This window comes from Oceanimonas sp. AH20CE76 (assembly GCF_039654065.1).
Classification (GTDB): Bacteria; Pseudomonadota; Gammaproteobacteria; order Enterobacterales; family Aeromonadaceae; genus Oceanimonas; species Oceanimonas smirnovii.
This window is the reverse complement of record NZ_CP155481.1, coordinates 3,056,195-3,072,193: the sequence shown is the minus strand read 5'-3', so window position 1 is coordinate 3,072,193 and position 15,999 is coordinate 3,056,195. Positions and strand designations below refer to the sequence as shown.

At 53.0% G+C, this 15,999-nt stretch carries 13 protein-coding genes; 7 read left to right on the top strand and 6 right to left on the bottom strand.

Annotated features, from left to right (window positions below; genetic code table 11):
- Window positions 1–12 precede the first annotated feature (12 nt).
- Both pseH and pseI read left to right on the top strand, forming a co-directional pair.
- Window positions 13–570, top strand: coding sequence for a UDP-4-amino-4,6-dideoxy-N-acetyl-beta-L-altrosamine N-acetyltransferase (gene pseH, locus N2M06_RS14970; RefSeq protein WP_346351154.1), 558 nt, complete (start codon window positions 13–15; stop codon window positions 568–570).
- 10 nt (window positions 571–580) lie between these two features.
- Window positions 581–1,636 carry a pseudaminic acid synthase gene (gene pseI, locus N2M06_RS14965; RefSeq protein WP_346351153.1) on the top strand — a complete coding sequence of 352 codons (1,056 nt, stop codon included), beginning with the start codon at window positions 581–583 and terminating at the stop codon, window positions 1,634–1,636.
- A gap of 45 nt (window positions 1,637–1,681) precedes the next feature.
- On the opposite strand, the gene N2M06_RS14960 is transcribed toward pseI, so the two are convergent.
- Both N2M06_RS14960 and rfaD read right to left on the bottom strand, forming a co-directional pair.
- On the bottom strand, window positions 1,682–2,707 hold the full coding sequence (locus tag N2M06_RS14960; protein ID WP_346351152.1) for a hypothetical protein: 1,026 nt from the start codon (window positions 2,705–2,707) through the stop codon (window positions 1,682–1,684).
- A gap of 98 nt (window positions 2,708–2,805) precedes the next feature.
- Window positions 2,806–3,759, bottom strand: coding sequence for an ADP-glyceromanno-heptose 6-epimerase (rfaD, locus tag N2M06_RS14955; RefSeq protein ID WP_346351151.1), 954 nt, complete (start codon window positions 3,757–3,759; stop codon window positions 2,806–2,808).
- 350 nt (window positions 3,760–4,109) lie between these two features.
- On the opposite strand from rfaD, the gene N2M06_RS14950 reads away from it, so the two are divergent.
- Both N2M06_RS14950 and tdh read left to right on the top strand, forming a co-directional pair.
- Window positions 4,110–5,315, top strand: coding sequence for a glycine C-acetyltransferase (locus tag N2M06_RS14950; protein WP_346351150.1), 1,206 nt, complete (start codon window positions 4,110–4,112; stop codon window positions 5,313–5,315).
- Entirely contained in the window at window positions 5,312–6,337 is a 1,026-nt protein-coding gene (gene tdh / locus N2M06_RS14945; RefSeq protein ID WP_019934491.1) for an L-threonine 3-dehydrogenase, read from the top strand. The genes N2M06_RS14950 and tdh overlap by 4 nt, the downstream gene beginning before the upstream one ends.
- 478 nt (window positions 6,338–6,815) lie before the next feature.
- Here the strand turns inward: tdh and N2M06_RS14940 are convergent, their stop codons facing one another.
- The 3 genes from N2M06_RS14940 to N2M06_RS14930 all read right to left on the bottom strand — a co-directional run bounded on the left by N2M06_RS14940 (window position 6,816) and on the right by N2M06_RS14930 (window position 11,111).
- Window positions 6,816–7,829, bottom strand: coding sequence for an IS110 family transposase (locus N2M06_RS14940; protein ID WP_346350953.1), 1,014 nt, complete (start codon window positions 7,827–7,829; stop codon window positions 6,816–6,818).
- A gap of 199 nt (window positions 7,830–8,028) precedes the next feature.
- Window positions 8,029–8,505 (bottom strand): Lrp/AsnC family transcriptional regulator, encoded by a 477-nt coding sequence (locus N2M06_RS14935; RefSeq protein ID WP_026344760.1) that lies wholly within the window; start codon window positions 8,503–8,505, stop codon window positions 8,029–8,031.
- A 314-nt stretch (window positions 8,506–8,819) separates the two neighbouring features.
- A complete protein-coding gene (locus tag N2M06_RS14930; protein WP_346351149.1) occupies window positions 8,820–11,111 on the bottom strand; it encodes an FdhF/YdeP family oxidoreductase in 2,292 nt (763 codons plus the stop codon).
- 143 nt (window positions 11,112–11,254) lie between these two features.
- On the opposite strand from N2M06_RS14930, the gene N2M06_RS14925 reads away from it, so the two are divergent.
- A complete protein-coding gene (locus N2M06_RS14925; protein ID WP_346351148.1) occupies window positions 11,255–12,157 on the top strand; it encodes a LysR family transcriptional regulator in 903 nt (300 codons plus the stop codon).
- Window positions 12,158–12,215: 58 nt separating this feature from the next.
- Window positions 12,216–14,069, top strand: a complete 1,854-nt coding sequence (locus N2M06_RS14920; RefSeq protein WP_346351147.1) for a diguanylate cyclase — start codon at window positions 12,216–12,218, stop codon at window positions 14,067–14,069.
- Here N2M06_RS14920 and N2M06_RS14915 read toward each other — a convergent pair.
- Window positions 14,039–15,195, bottom strand: a protein-coding gene (locus tag N2M06_RS14915) for an IS3 family transposase (RefSeq protein WP_346351146.1) whose coding sequence is annotated in 2 segments (ribosomal slippage) — window positions 14,039–14,928 and window positions 14,928–15,195 — 1,158 coding nt in all. Because the reading frame shifts where the segments join, the coding sequence is not laid out codon by codon here. The two genes, N2M06_RS14920 and N2M06_RS14915, sit on opposite strands and share 31 nt — an antisense overlap.
- 76 nt (window positions 15,196–15,271) lie before the next feature.
- On the opposite strand from N2M06_RS14915, the gene N2M06_RS14910 reads away from it, so the two are divergent.
- Window positions 15,272–15,964 (top strand): EAL domain-containing protein, encoded by a 693-nt coding sequence (locus N2M06_RS14910; RefSeq protein WP_346351145.1) that lies wholly within the window; start codon window positions 15,272–15,274, stop codon window positions 15,962–15,964.
- Window positions 15,965–15,999: the final 35 nt, after the last annotated feature.

Here is a 15,999-nt window from a genome sequence, read left to right as displayed (position 1 = left end):
AAAGGGAAGAACATGTCTCTTAAAGCAATTGGACAATTACGAACTATTGAACCGAGTGAGCTAGAAATTATGCTCTCTTGGCGGAATTCGCCTAGTGTTAGAGCCAACATGTATACCCGCCACGAAATTAGTCTTACTGAACATTTGGCTTGGTGGGAACGTATCCAAGAAGATAACAACCAACTGTATTTTATGTACGAATTTCAAGGTGTTCCTCTCGGGGTGGTTGCATTTACTGGGATTAATATTGCTAGTCACAACGCATCATGGGCATTTTATGCCTCTCCTGAAGCTCCTAAAGGAACGGGTAGCAAAATGGAGTTCTTGGCACTAGAACATGCATTCAATGATATGAAGCTAAATAAGCTTTGTTGTGAAGTGCTAGCGTTCAACACTCCTGTTATTAAGCTCCACCAGAAGTTTGGCTTCAAAATTGAAGGTATACTTAGGGAGCAACATTATATAGAGCGCTCACCTGTTGATGTGTATTGCTTAGGCATTCTATCTTCTGAATGGCATGAGCAGAAAGATGCTATGCGGGAAAAAATCTTGAAACTGAGTAAAGTATAAGGCTTATTCTATGTCAGCTGAAATTTCAATTAACGGCCGAAAGATTGGTTTAAGTAATCAGCCGTACATTATTGCCGAGCTGTCTGCCAACCATAACGGTAAGCTGGAAACTGCACTTCGTATTATCGAAGAGGCAAAAAAGGCAGGTGCGGATGCTGTTAAATTACAAACCTATACTGCCGACACGATTACACTAAACAGTAATAGTGAAGAGTTTCAGATAAAAGGTGGCCTGTGGGATGGCAGAACACTTTACGATCTGTATGAACAAGCGCATATGCCTTGGGAGTGGCATAAGCCGCTTTTTGAGCACGCTCGTAAACTTGGTATTACTATCTTCAGCTCACCGTTTGATAATACTGCAGTAGATCTGCTGGAAGAACTGAATGCTCCAGCTTATAAAATTGCCTCTTTTGAAGCAGTTGATCTGCCGCTTATCAAATACGTTGCCAGCACCGGCAAGCCGATGATTATTTCTACCGGCATGGCGGATGCCGAAGAAATTCAGGAAGCCATAGAAGCGGCACGAGAAGGTGGCTGCAAGGAGCTGGCCATTCTTCACTGTGTAAGCGGTTATCCGGCACCAGCAGAAGATTATAACCTGCGCACCATTCCCGACATGATTGAACGCTTTGGGCTGGTTACCGGGTTATCCGATCATACCTTGGATAACACCACAGCCATTGCCAGTGTAGTGATGGGCGCTTCTATTATTGAAAAGCACTTCACTCTTGACCGTAATGGTGGCGGACCGGACGATAGCTTCTCTCTGGAGCCCGTAGAGCTGGCTGCACTGTGCCGGGACAGCAAAACAGCCTGGCAGGCATTGGGTAAAGTAGACTACGGCCGAAAATCCAGTGAGCAAAGCAATATTAAATTTCGCCGTTCACTGTATTTTGTGAAAGACATGAAAGCAGGTGATATTATCACGCCAGATTGTGTGCGCAGTGTAAGGCCCGGATTTGGAATTGAACCAAAGTATTTAGGTGAGATAGTTGGCAAAAGGGTGAGTGTTGATATTAAAGTCAATCAAGCAGTCAGTTGGAGTAATATAGATAACTACTGATGATATTATCATGGATGCGATAACATTAGCATCCATGATAAATTTCTATATGTACTTTATATTGCTTTTCGAATAGTATTCTTCTAACTCTTCATAAGCTTTTAGAAGTCTATCAGTGTTTTTATAATAAGAGCAGTCATCCTGATGCATGCTATATATAGGCATGTCATTATGTATTAAAGATAGCGTGTACAGTGCCGTAGATGAAACTCCTGCAATGCTAGATAACTTTATTTTTTTCTTGGATATCTCAATTTCTATCGGCCATTCGCTATCATGAAAAGTAATAAAAGGTAGTTTTTCTACTTCACTTCTTACCGCTTTCGACTCAGACCGATGCGGGAAATAAATGATTTCTTTTTTAGTGTGCTGGTGATATTTTTTTAGTAATTTAAAGTAACTTGCTAATGTCATGCCACTATTGCCATCAAAGCTAACCTCTCCTTGACCAAGGAAACCAGCAGGAGCATCAATAGAATAGCAGTCTGTGCTATTGAGCTTTGATTTAATGTAGCTTAATTTGTTTAGCTTTTTGGCGTAAGGGAAATTATCAAACTGATAAATACTAAACAAATCAAAGTTTTCTCTGAAAGACATTTTTCTTGGTGGTGAAATGCCTTGCATTATTAAAAGTAAATCTTTAAAACCCTTACGGTTGTCAGTGCTTTTTTTATTTTTTAAATATTGATTGTAATCGTTAATTGTTGCGGTGCCATCATCAAACATGATTTCATGCTTGTATTTTATGTTCTTTATAATTGTTTTGGTTCTCCAAGCTGCGTATTCTCCATGCAGGATGTTATTAATTTCTTTATTTTTTGTTTCTTTTCTGATCTTTCTTATGAAAGCGGGGATTTTAAAGGTTTTGTTTTTTATAGGTAGTTCTAGTATTTTATCCCACTCATCTTCATTAAGAAGAGCCTTTATTTGCTGCTGCCCCTTGCTGTGGACTTGTTTTGTGATTGCTAATATATTTCTTTCTAGCTTGTATTCGCGAATTGCTTCCATGGCGCAAATAAGTTGAAATGGAGATGTGACTAAAAACAGGTTTACATCTTCTTCTTGGTTCATGATGCCCCTTCAAAAGTAAAATGTTATCTTTCTTCCATTATTGAATAACTGACATTGACAAAAGTAGTTATTTTCTGTCAATGTCAGCGCAACATAATTTACTTATTCAACCAGCTCATATACTCAGCCACGCCTTCGGCCACGGTTTTGAACTCGTGGGGGTAGCCGGCGGCGCGCAGTTTGGTCAGGTCGGCCTCGGTAAAGCTCTGGTAGCGGCCCTTCAGGTGGTCGGGAAAGGGAATGTATTCGATTTCACCCTTGCCGTGGTGTTTGATTACCGCCTCGGCCACGTTTTGGAAGGGTTCGGCGCGGCCGGTGCCGCAGTTGAAGATGCCGGACACGTCCGGGTTCTGCCAGAACCAGAGGTTCACCTTGCACACGTCGCCCACATAGATGAAGTCGCGCATCTGGCCGCCGTTGCCAAAGCCGTCGCAGCCTTCAAACAGCTTGGGGTTTTCTCCCTTGTGCAACTGAGTGTTGAGGTGAAAGGCCACGCTCGACATGCTGCCCTTGTGTTGCTCACGGGGGCCGTACACGTTGAAGTATTTGAGGCCCACTACCTGAGAGTTAATCTCGGGCATCAGGCGGCGCACATACTGGTCGAACAGCTGCTTGGAGTAGCCGTACACGTTGAGCGGCTGCTCGTATTGCGGCTCTTCAATGAAGTTGTCGTTGCGGCCGCCGTAGGTGGCCGCGGAAGAGGCATAGATAAACGGAATTTCCCGCTCCAGGCAGTAGTGCAGCAAATCCTTGGAGTACTCGTAGTTGTTCTCCATCATGAACTTGCCGTCCCACTCGGTAGTGGCGGAGCAGGCGCCTTCGTGGAAGATCACTTCAATACCGCCCCATTCCTCGAATTCATCGCCGGACACAATGCGGTGCAGAAACTCGTCCTTGTCCAGGTAGTCGGCAATGGTCAGATCAACCAGGTTGACGAACTTGGTACCGTTGGTGAGGTCGTCGATCACCACCACGTCGGTGCGGCCTTGCTCATTCAGGGTTTTTACCAGGTTGCTGCCAATAAAGCCGGCACCGCCAGTTACAATGATCATGCTTGTTTGCCTCTTGCTGGCCGGAGTGGGTGTCCGGCAATTCGAAGAAATTTTGCCGCAAGTTTATCACGCCTGAGCTGCGAAAAACTAACAGTGGGCCTGTGTTACTATTTAGTTATCACTCACAGAGGCGGCAAAGGCGTTATCAGTGTGCCTCTGGTGCCTCCTTCCGGTGATCCCTTTCACGCGGCAGGACATTGCCGTCTAGCTGTAGGAATCCCCTTCCTTTAGGGAGGGGAGGATGTCAAAAATAGTGCTTTTGAGCAGGATAAGTTATGAGTATGCTACACGGAGGTAGTAAAATGGTCTGAGTTAAACCCAGATAGCCACATGGAAAACGGGAGTTTGTTATGTCGTCGGCATTTTATGCTTATTTAGCTGAGCAGCTGGAAAACATTAAGGCAGAAGGTCTCTACAAGCAGGAGCGGGTGATCAGTTCCCCCCAGAGTGCTGCCATTCACGTGGGTGAGCAGGAGGTTATCAACTTCTGTGCCAACAACTATCTGGGTCTGGCTAACCATTCTGCCCTGGTTCAAGCCGCACAGCAGGGGCTGAGCAGCCATGGTTTTGGCATGGCGTCGGTACGTTTTATCTGCGGCACTCAGGATCTGCACAAACAGCTGGAAAGCGAGTTGTCGTCTTTTCTCGGTATGGAAGACACCATTCTTTATACCTCCTGCTTTGATGCCAACGCTGGCCTGTTTGAAACTCTTCTTGGCCCGGAAGACGCCATTATTTCCGATGCGCTGAACCACGCTTCCATTATCGACGGTGTGCGTCTGTGCAAGGCCAAACGCTATCGCTACGCCAACAACAATATGGCCGAGCTGGAAAGCCGCCTGCAACAGGCCGAGGCCGATGGTGCCCGCTTCAAGCTGATTGCCACTGATGGTGTTTTCTCCATGGACGGCGTGATTGCCAACCTGAGCGCCATTTGCGATCTGGCCGACAAATACAATGCGCTGGTGATGGTGGACGACTCCCACGCTGTGGGTTTTGTGGGTGAACAGGGCCGGGGCACTCATGAGTTCTGTGGAGTGATGGACCGCGTCGATATTATTACCGGTACTCTTGGCAAGGCATTGGGTGGTGCCTCAGGCGGCTATACCTCGGGCAAAAAGGAAGTGATCGACTGGCTGCGTCAGCGCTCCCGGCCTTATCTGTTTTCCAACTCGGTGGCACCGGCGATTGTAGCGGCCTCCATCAAGGTGCTGGAGATGCTGAAAAACGGTGACGATCTGCGGCAAAAAGTGAGAGAAAACAGCGCTTATTTCAGAGAGCAAATGACCGCCGCCGGCTTTACCCTGGCCGGCAAGGATCACGCCATTATTCCGGTAATGCTGGGCGATGCGGCGCTGGCTTCACAAATGGCCGACAAGCTGCTGGAAAAAGGCATTTACGTTATTGGCTTTTCCTTTCCGGTGGTGCCCAAAGGCCAGGCCCGTATTCGCACCCAGATGTCGGCGGCCCACACCCGCGAGCAGCTGGACAAGGCCATTGCGGCCTTTACCGACGTTGGCCGTGAACTGGGCGTGATTGAAGGAGAAAAAGCATGAAAGCACTGGCAAAACTGAAGGCCGAGCCCGGCATCTGGATGACCGACGTACCCGAGCCCGAGCTGGGTCATAACGATCTGCTGATCAAAATTCGTAAAACCGCCATCTGCGGCACCGATATTCATATCTACAACTGGGATGAATGGTCACAAAATACCATTCCGGTGCCCATGGTTACCGGCCACGAATATGTGGGCGAAGTGGTGGCCATTGGCCAGGAAGTGCGTGGCTTTGCTATTGGCGACAGAGTATCAGGCGAGGGGCACATTACCTGCGGCCATTGCCGCAACTGCCGTGCCGGTCGCACGCACCTGTGCCGTAATACTTCGGGCGTGGGTGTAAACCGTGACGGTGCCTTTGCGGAATATCTGGTTATTCCGGCTTTTAATGCCTTCAAACTGCCCGATGAAGTGTCTGACGATCTGGCCGCCATTTTCGACCCCTTTGGCAATGCGGTGCACACAGCGCTGTCGTTCGATCTGGTGGGTGAAGATGTGCTGATCACCGGTGCCGGCCCCATTGGCATTATGGCCGCTGCCGTAGCCCGCCATGTGGGTGCCCGCCATGTGGTGATCACCGATGTAAACGAATATCGCCTTGAGCTGGCCCGCAAGATGGGAGTAACCCGGGCGGTAAACGTGGCCACCGAAAAGCTGAGTGATGTGATGACCGAGCTGGGCATGACCGAAGGCTTTGATGTGGGCCTGGAAATGTCCGGTGTGCCGGTGGCGTTTCAGGATATGCTGGACAAGATGAATCATGGCGGCAAGGTGGCCATGCTGGGTATACCGCCGTCTGATATGGCCATTGACTGGACTCAGGTTATTTTTAAAGGCCTGGTGCTCAAGGGTATTTATGGCCGCGAAATGTTTGAAACCTGGTACAAAATGGCCAGCTTAATCCAGTCCGGCCTGGATCTCAGCCCCATCATCACTCACCATTTCAAGGTGGATGATTTCCAGCAGGGCTTTGACATTATGCGCTCCGGCCAGTCCGGCAAGGTAATCCTCGACTGGCAGTAAGCTTCAAGTTGTCTGATATGCCGCAATAAGCCGGCCAAAGGGTGCTATTTCTCGACACGCTTCGTTGGGTGCCACTCACTAAAAAGTCTGCTGCGAACATAATTAATGTTCGATCAGGCTTTTTACTTCGTCACGGCGAGCAAGCTCGCCCCATGAGCGCTCGGCAAATGCCATATATGGACACCTCGCTTTTCGCCAGTGGGGTTTCCGTGTTTTTTGGCGACCAGGATTAACTGCACCCGTATATTCGGCCTGTGTTGATGAGTGAGTCTTTGGCTCACTCTGGCCCTAATGAGAACCGCGCCCTTGCTGCCTATCGTCCCTACGGAGTTCAGACTCCTGACATTTGCCCGGCGTTTGCAAGGGCCGGTTTAACCTGTTGCCTCATTCACGTTTTCCACATCGCGTTTCGTCGGGGTGATAACCTCTTGTTTTCCTTCCTGCTAAACGGGGGTTAATTCGGTTTCTTCATGTCAGCTCAGGCTGCCCGATAGTGCTCCTGCCTGAACAGCATGACCCAGATAATCCGTGCCAGCTTGTTGGCCGTGGCGACCGCAGCGCGCTGCTTGCCTCGACGCTCGACCAGCTGTTTGACCCACAGTGAGAACCGGTCTGTCGCCTTATTCAGATGCCGGATAATTGACCAAGCACCTTGTATCAACAGCTTGCGTAAGTACCCATTGCCACGCTTGGTAATGCTGCCCAGCTTTTGCTTACCACCGCTGGAGTGCTCTTTCGGCACCAGCCCGAGGTTGGCGGAGAAGTGCCGGGCATTGCGGTACTGACTGCCGTTACCGACAAAGGCGACCATGGCGGTTGCAGTTACCGCGCCTACACCTCGAATGTCGGTGAGTCGGGCGCAGGCCTCGTTATCGCGACATTGCTGTTCGATGTCTTTATCCAAGCGCCGGATAGCCTCATCCAGCTGCCGCCATTCTTCCATCATATCCTGACAGCAGGCTCGCGCCCGTGGCGTCAGTTCGTTACTGGCATCCTCCAGCAGCAAGGGCATGGCCTGCTTCAGGTTTTCTTTACCGCCGGCCAAGACAATGCCGTATTCATTGAGCAAGCCCCGTAACTGGTTAATCAACCGGGTTCGCTCCCCAACACGGCGCTCTCGCAGCCGGTGCGCCAGGCTGATGTCGGTCTGCTCCAGCGTGCGAGGCTGGACAAACGTCATATTGGGGCGCCGTGCCGCCTCACAGATGGCAAAGGCATCATTACGGTCGTTCTTATTGCCTTTGACGAAGGGTTTCACATGTTGAGGTGGCAGCAACATCACTGGGTGACCCCGCTGTTGCAGGGTGCGCCCCCAGTAATTGGAGCCGCTGCAGGCTTCCATCGCAATGGGTACCTGAGGGTACTGACTAAGCAGCTCTAATACCTTATGCCGGGTCACCTTGCGATTGAATATCGCCTTGCCAGCTTGATTGACGCCACAAACCTGAATCACATTTTTTGCCAAATCGAGACCAATGAGTGTAATGTTCATATCGGACACCTTTTGTGGTTATTTGAGCTTCAACCCAAATATGGCGCATTACGACGCCGCTTACCCAAGAGGTGTCCATCTCATCATCCCTGGCATTTGATCGGTCGCGAAATAGCCCCCTTTAACCTCTTTGTATGCATACTCGTTGCCTGCAATTGTTTTACACCATTCCCTGGTCCCTATTCACCAGTCCCCGACTTCAAGCCAGATGATCCAGCGGCAGCGCTGTATCGTGCTTGATGCGCCTGAGCACAAAGCTGGAGCGTACGCCGGTCACTCCTTCCAGCCGGGTCAGCTTGCCCAGCAAAAACTGCTGATAATGCTCCATATCGCGCACTATTACCTTGAGCTGATAGTCGGCTTCTGTACCGGTGATCAGGTCACATTCCAGCACTTCAGGAAAGCCCAGCACGGCCGCATCAAAGGCCTCAAAACGCTCCGGCGTGTGCCGGTCGAGGGAGATATGAATATAGGCCTGCAGGGTCAGCCCCAGTTTGGCGGCGTTGAGCAGGGTGACATGATCGGCAATCAGGCCAGCGTCTTCCAGCGCCTTTACCCGGCGTGAGCAGGGCGAAGGCGATAATCCAACCCGCTCGGCCAGCTCCAGATTGCTGATGCGACCATGGCGTTGCATCAGGTCGAGAATGCGCCTGTCGGTGCGATCCAGTTGTATCAGTTTGCTCACATTCACACTCCATAACAACAACTATTCAATTAATAGTTTATATGGGGTGAATGATTGCGAAAAGGATGATTTTAAAGGGTGACTTCGCAACCACTCACTCACGGCTTGGGGTTACTATGTTTACACCTTAACGGGAACAGCAGGCCGGCATCACCGGACCCTGTCGCAAGCCGGATTATCAGTTCGGGGCGCACCACAAGCGCGGCACTTTAAACAGAAGGGCAACAGCGCAGAGAAACGAACCACAAGTTCGTAAAGGGCACAAAAAGCCAGCCACTCGGGGCTGGCTTTGGTGTTTCTTGTGCTCAGACAATTCGCTGGCTGGCCTGGCGGCGGATCAATACTGCGATGGACTTGGAAGTGGGGGTATGGCTGTCGTCACCGGTGCTGTGCAGGGGCACCAAAGGGTTGGTCTCCGGATAATAGGCAGCGACGTTGCCATCGGGAATATCATAGGCCACCACTTTAAAGCCGCCCACTCTGCGCTCGGCCCCGTCGTGCCAGAGGGAGATGATTTCCACCTCATCCCCTTCGTGCAGGCTACGCCGGCGCATTTCGTCCGTGTGCATAAACAGCACCATGCGCTGGCCATACACGCCACGATAGCGGTCATTCATGCCATAGATGGTGGTGTTGTACTGATCGTGGGAGCGCAGAGTTTGCAGCACAGATACCGGCTCGCCCTCAGCGCTGGCGGGCAGCAGCTGCTCGGGCAGCGCCTCTGCCGAGAAATTGGCCTTGCCGCTGGCAGTTTGCCAGTGGTAGTCGGCGGCGCTGTTGCCCAGATAAAAGCCGCCGGGCTGCTGCAGCCGTTCATTAACATTCTCAAAGCCGGGAAGGGTAGCGGCAATATGCTCGCGAATGCGGTTATAGTCGTCGGCCAGGTCCAGCCAGTTAACCGGCTTATCGCCAAGGGTTGCCTGAGCCATGCCGGCGATAATGGCGGTTTCCGAGCGCTGGTGCGGGCTGTTGGGTTTGCCCACTCCCTGTGAGGCATGCACCATACTGAAGGAATCTTCCACGGTAATAAACTGCGGCCCTCCGGCCTGCACATCCGCCTCGGTGCGGCCCAGGCAGGGTAAAATCAGCGCCTCACGGCCCGCCATTAAATGACTGCGGTTAAGCTTGGTGCTGATCTGCACGGTAAGATCACAATTGGCCAGCGCCTCGGCGGTCACATGAGTGTCGGGCGCAGCGGCGGCAATATTACCGCCAAGGGCAATAAACACTTTTGATTTACCGTCCAGCATGGCCTGAATGGCGGCCACAGCATTATGGCCGGGCTGGCGGGGCATGGGCGTCTTGAAGTGGGCTTCAAGCCTGTCAATAAACTCACTGGAAGGCTGTTCATTAATGCCCACGGTGCGGTTGCCCTGCACATTGCTGTGGCCGCGCACCGGACACAGGCCGGCACCGGGTTTGCCAAGCTGGCCCCGCAGCAGCTGCAGATTAGTGATTTCGCGAATAGTGGCCACCGAGTGCTTGTGCTGAGTAATGCCCATGGCCCAGGTGCAGATCACCCGCCCGGCGCTGGCGTACACTTTGGCTGCCTGCTCTATCTCATTTCGACTCAGCCCCGATTGCTGCTCTATTTGTTGCCATGGGGTGGCGGCCACGATGGCGATGTAGTCTTCCAGGCCTTGCGTGTGCTCGGCAATAAATGCCCGATCCAGCAGGCCGGGCTCATTACGCCTTGTCGCCTCGGCATCCCACTCCAGCAACAGCTTCACCATGCCCCGCACCAGTGCCATGTCGCCGCCCAGACGCGGGCACAGATACAGGCTGGAGATGGTCGAATCTTTAGTGGTGAGCATTTCTGCCGGGCTTTGCGGATCGGCAAAGCGCTCCAGACCCCGTTCTTTCAGGTTGTTCACACTGACAATGGCGGCTCCCCGGCGGGACGCATTGCGCAGGCTGTGCAGCATGCGCGGATGATTGGTGCCCGGATTCTGACCAAACACAAAAATGGCATCGGCCCGGTCAAAGTCCTGCAGGGTGACAGTGCCCTTGCCCACGCCAATGGCGCGGCTCAGCGCCACACCGCTGGCTTCGTGGCACAGGTTGGAGCAGTCGGGAAAGTTATTGGTGCCAACACTGCGGCCAAACAGCTGATAGAGATAGGCGGCTTCGTTGCTGGCGCGGCCGGAAGTGTACAGCTCCAGCTGATCCGGGTGTTCCAGCCGGTTCAGGTGTTGGCTGATCAGGGCAAAGGCGTCGTGCCAGGAAATGGGTTCATAGTGGTCGGTTTCCCGGTTCAGATACATGGGCTGCTCAATGCGGCCCTGATACTCCAGAAAGTAGTCACTTTGCTGGCGCAACTGGCTTACCGGGTGCTGCCGAAAAAATGCCGGCGTGACTTGGTGGCGGGTGGCCTCCCAGCTGATGGCCTTGGCCCCGTTTTCACAAAAGGAAAAATGCTTGCCCTGCTCATCCCCCCAGGCGCAGCCCGGGCAGTCAAAGCCCTTCACCTGATTCGCCCGCAGGAGGTTGCGAATGTTGGCGGCGGGCTTTTTGCTGCCCAGCACAAAGCGGGTAGTGGAAGCCAGGGCACCCCAGCCACCGGCCGCTCCCTGATAAGGTTTGATCTTTTTACTCATCACGGCTGTCCGAATAACGAATATGTTTCTCAGTGTAGGGAGCGGGCTTTTGTCTTTCTAATTGAAAGGCTTGATACTGCAATAGAAAAAATTGATTACAGATAGACTTTTCAATTTTAAATTGTGATGAAAGGCACGGTCTGATGGACATTAAACAATTGCATTATTTATGTGCGCTGGCGGAGCACCGGCACTTTGGCCGGGCCGCTCAGGCCTGCTGTGTCACTCAGCCAACCCTGTCGATGCGGTTGCGCCAGCTGGAGCAGGATCTGGGTGTGGCACTGGTGCGCCGTGGCAAACAGTTTGAAGGTTTTACGCCCGAAGGGGAGATGGTACTGGCCCGGGCGCGCGTGTTATTGGGTCAGTATCAGAACCTGCGGCTGGAAGTTGACGCCATGAAGGGGCGGCTTACGGGCACGGTGCGTCTGGGGCTGGTGCCGCTGAGCTGCATGGACTTGAGCCCGGTGCTGGCGCGAATGCGGCAGCAGCATCAAGGTGTCAGCTTTGAAATGAATGATATGACCGCCGACGACATACTGGCCGGTCTGGAGCAAAATACCCTGGATATTGGCGGTGGTTTTTTTGAGCCCGAGGTGCTGAGCCGTTTTCGTAGCCTGGCTCTGCCCGAGCAGGGTGTGGTGCTGGCTTATGGCGTAGGCTGGGGTGAACGGCTGCCGAGCCAGCTCACGCCCCGCAGTCTGACAGGGCTGCCGTTGTGCTTGCCCAAAACCGGTATGTACTTTCGCCATTATCTGGATACCCGGTTCGGGCAGGCAGGGGTGCCGCTGCAGCCGGTGCTGACCTCCAATTCGGTATACCGGCTGATGCGCTGGGTGCATGCGGGGCTGGGCTGCGCTTTGGTGCCAGCGGGCAGCGTGCTGTTCAGTGAGCTGCCCGGGGTGCAATGCCGGCCTCTCGCGCTGCCTGCCATGTCGCGGCTTGGCGCATTGGTGATGGGCAATGATGGCCGGGCCAGTCTGCTCGCCAAAGGTTTTTTTGAGGTGGCTGCTGAGCTGTGGCAGCGGCCTGAGTCGCGCGTATTCTGAGCACATGCTCTATGCTTGAACGTTAGCGAATGCCGAAAACGATCAGGACAGCCATTACATGCGAGCGCAGAATAAAAAGGAAGCTATCTTCGGCAAGGCAGCCGATGCGCACAACACTGATATCTGGCTTCACTTGTGTAAAAGCGCGGCTGACAGGGCGGGGGCCAGCCGGGCCTGCTTTGTCTTTTTTCTGCACGGCGGAAGTGCAGTTGCGGATGTGATGGGTGATGGCTTCAGAGGCTGGCAGGATCAGCATTACCTTGCAGCCTGGCAACAAGGTGTTTTTTATACCCCGCTGAGTGCAAGTCAGCTGCCCGAGAGTATCACCAGACTTTACTCGGCAGTGCCTCTGAGTCGCAAGCAGGTGTGCGGGCTCTTGCTGCTGGAGTTTGATAAGCCGGTGCCGGAGCTGAATACACAGGCACGGAACCAGCTTGCCCTGCTGGCCGAGCATGGTGCTCTGCTATGGCGGGAGCAGGAACTGGATATCAGACAACATGATCTGAACCTGACATCCGGACGTTTGCTTAACCGGCTGAAAGTGCTGTTTCTGCACGCGCCCATTTTGATCAACGGCTTTAATACTCAGGGCCGCTGTATTTTGTGGAATCAGGAGTGTGAACGGGTCTTTGGCTGGTGCTTTGCAGAGCTGGAGCAGCATGAGGCGCCCATTAGTCTGTTTTATCCTGATCCTAAAGAACAGCAGCAGCTGTGGCATACCTTCAGGGAAGTACATGGCTCAGAGTTCAGAGAATGGCACCCGTTGAACCGCCAGGGAGAGCGGCTGACCACACTCTGGGCCAACATTATGTTGCCCAACGGCGATATGATCTGTGTGGGTCACGACATTACCGAGCAGCGCGCTTTTGAAGTACAACAGCAACTGGCAGCCAGTGTTTTTGAAGCCAGTTACGATGGCATTATGCTGACGGATGCCGATAACCGGGTAATTAAAGTCAATCCTTCCTTTACCCGTATTACCGGTTATACAGCGGAGCAGGTCACCGTCCGGGTCTCAACCCTGTTCGAACATCAGTGTGAAGAAAGACCGGCCCTGCCCGGAAATACCCAGGATCCGGCTCACTGGCAGGGCGAGTGTGTGATTTGTCATCGCGATGGTACCGAGCGCAACCTGTTACTGTCCAAGTCTGTGATTAAAGATGCACAGGATGTGGTGCAAAACCATGTGTTTTTGCTTACTGATATCAGTCATATCAAGCAGCATGAGGCGGAGCTGAGGCAGCAGGCGCTTTACGACTCGTTGACCCGCATTCCTAACCGGCAGTTGTTCAGTGAGTTACTTGAGCGTGCCATGGCCGCGGCCCAGCGTAACAGCACCATGGTAGCCGTGTGTTATCTGGATCTGGATGGATTCAAACAGATAAACGACACCCTGGGTCACGCTGCCGGCGACAGGTTACTGGTAGAAGTGGCTGAGCGAATGACCTTGCTGGTGCGAAGCTGTGATGCGGTGGCCAGGCTTGGCGGAGACGAGTTTGCGCTGATGATCACCGGCCTGCACCATGCGCTGGAATGCACTGATATTCTTGAGCGAATGTTATCCGCCGTTAATGAACCTTTTCATCTGCATGGCCATCAGGTACGGGTGTCTGCCAGCATTGGCATTGCGGTTTATCCTGAAGACGCCAGTCACAGTGAACACTTGCTCGGCCATGCTGATAAGGCCATGTATGAGGCAAAAAAGCAGGGTAAGGGGCGTTATGTGTTTTTTGAGCCAATGCTGCACCTTGAAGATCAACAACGGCACCGGCTTTATGCCGAGTTGCTGCATGCGCTCAGAAATAATGAGTTTTTGCTGCACTACCAGCCTAAAATCGATTTGTTCAGCCGTGATCTGGCAACAGTTTTCCGGACACATTCTCAAGCAACTGCTCGCAGCTCTGATTCATAGTCCAACGGACTCATGTAGTCATTGCTGGAGTGCAGCCGCACCCGGTTATAAAACACTTCGATATACTCGAAGATGGCCTGCTTCGCTTCTTCCCGCGTCGTAAAGTCTTCGTGATAGATCAGCTCGGTCTTCAGCGTGTGGAAGAAACTCTCCGATGGGGCGTTATCCCAACAGTTTCCCTTCCGGCTCATGCTGCATTGGAAGTCATGCTGCTTGAGCAAGCGCTGGAAGCTATCTGAAGCATACTGACTGCCTCGGTCGCTATGAACCAGTAACCCGGCAGCTGGCCTGCGTTTCCAGATCGCCATGCTCAGCGCATCGCTCACCAGAGACGCCGGCATTCGGCTACCCATCGACCAGCCCACCACCGCCCGTGAGCAGAGGTCGATAAAGACCGCCAGATAGAGCCATCCCTCCCGTGTCGGGATATAAGTGATATCCCCCACATAGGCCTGATCCGGCTTTTCTGCCGAGAAGTGTCGCGCCAGAAGGTTCGGCGCGACCGGCTTGTCATGCTTCGAGTTGGTGGTGGCCTTGAACTTCCGCCGCGTCTTGCATGCCAGCCCTTCCTCTTTCATCAGTCGGGCAATCCGATGGCGACTGACGGCTTCATCGTCTCCCGTCAGCTTCTTCTGAATACGCCGCGTTCCATAGGTTGCCCGGCCTTCTTCGTGGTGTTTACGGATCTTCGCCTTCAACGCTTTATCCTGCTGTTTTCGCGGGCTGGGCGGCCTGGACCGCCACTCATAATAGCCACTACGAGACACTTCAAACACGCGGCACATCAGGGCAGTGCTGAACTTACCCTGATTGGCGTCGATGAAGGCATACCTTAGCGAGATTCTTTGGCGAAGAAGGCGGCCGCCTTTTTTAACAGCTCTCGCTCTTCCTTGAGTCGGGCGTTCTCTCGGCGGAGCTGCTTCAACTCATCATAGAGGTGCTGCTCATCCACTTTACCATCGCCCTTGGTGCTCTGCTGGCGGTGGTACTTGGCGATCCAGGTATGTAACGTATTGACGTTAACCTCCAGCTCCCTGGCGGTCTGGTTGACGGATTGCTCGGACTCCACCGCCAGCTTGGCCGCGGCTTCTTTAAACTCAGCTGTATAGGCTTTCTTCTGACTCATGACACACACCTTCTCTGGGCAGGTGATCTTACCTGCGTCTGTGTGTCTGGGGAACTATAGCCACTTCAGCCGCACCATGACCGGGCTTGAAGCGCTGCTGCGCTGGCAGCATCCTGCGCGAGGGCTGCTGACACCGGCAGAGTTTTTACCGGCCGTGCTTGATAGTGATCTGGAGTTTGAACTGGGCCAGTGGGTGATCCGTCACTTGTTAGAGCAAATGACATTATGGCAGCAGGCCGGCCGCGATTATCAGGCCAGCTTTAATGCCAGTGCCGGACAGCTGCTGCATCCGGATTTCTGCAGCAATCTGGAGCACCTGCTGAACCTGTATGCCGCTGTGCCGCCGCAGCGACTTGAGCTTGAGTTTCAGGAGGGGGCGGTGCGCAATGATCTGCCGGCGCTGTCTGCGGTGCTGAACCATTGCCGGCGTTTGGGGCTGACGATTTCTCTTGATAATTTTGGTGCCGAGCATGCGTCACTGGTCAGCCTGAACCGTTTACCGGTAGATGTGATCAAAATAGACAGACGCTTTATTACTGACTTATTAACCAATCCCACCGATGTCAGCATGGTAGAAGGGGTGGTGCAGCTTGCTGCTGCACTGCAAATGCTGGTGGTGGCCGAGGGGATGGAAGCCCCAGAGCTGGGCACCCGGCTGCAGCAGCTGGGCTGCCACTATGTGCAGGGCTATGGTATTTCTCATCCCATGCCGCCCGGAGCCATTGATGAATGGCTGGCGGAGTGGAATCAGCACAGGCCGTTGCAGTAATAAAAAACCCCGGCAAGTGCCGAGGTCTCATTATT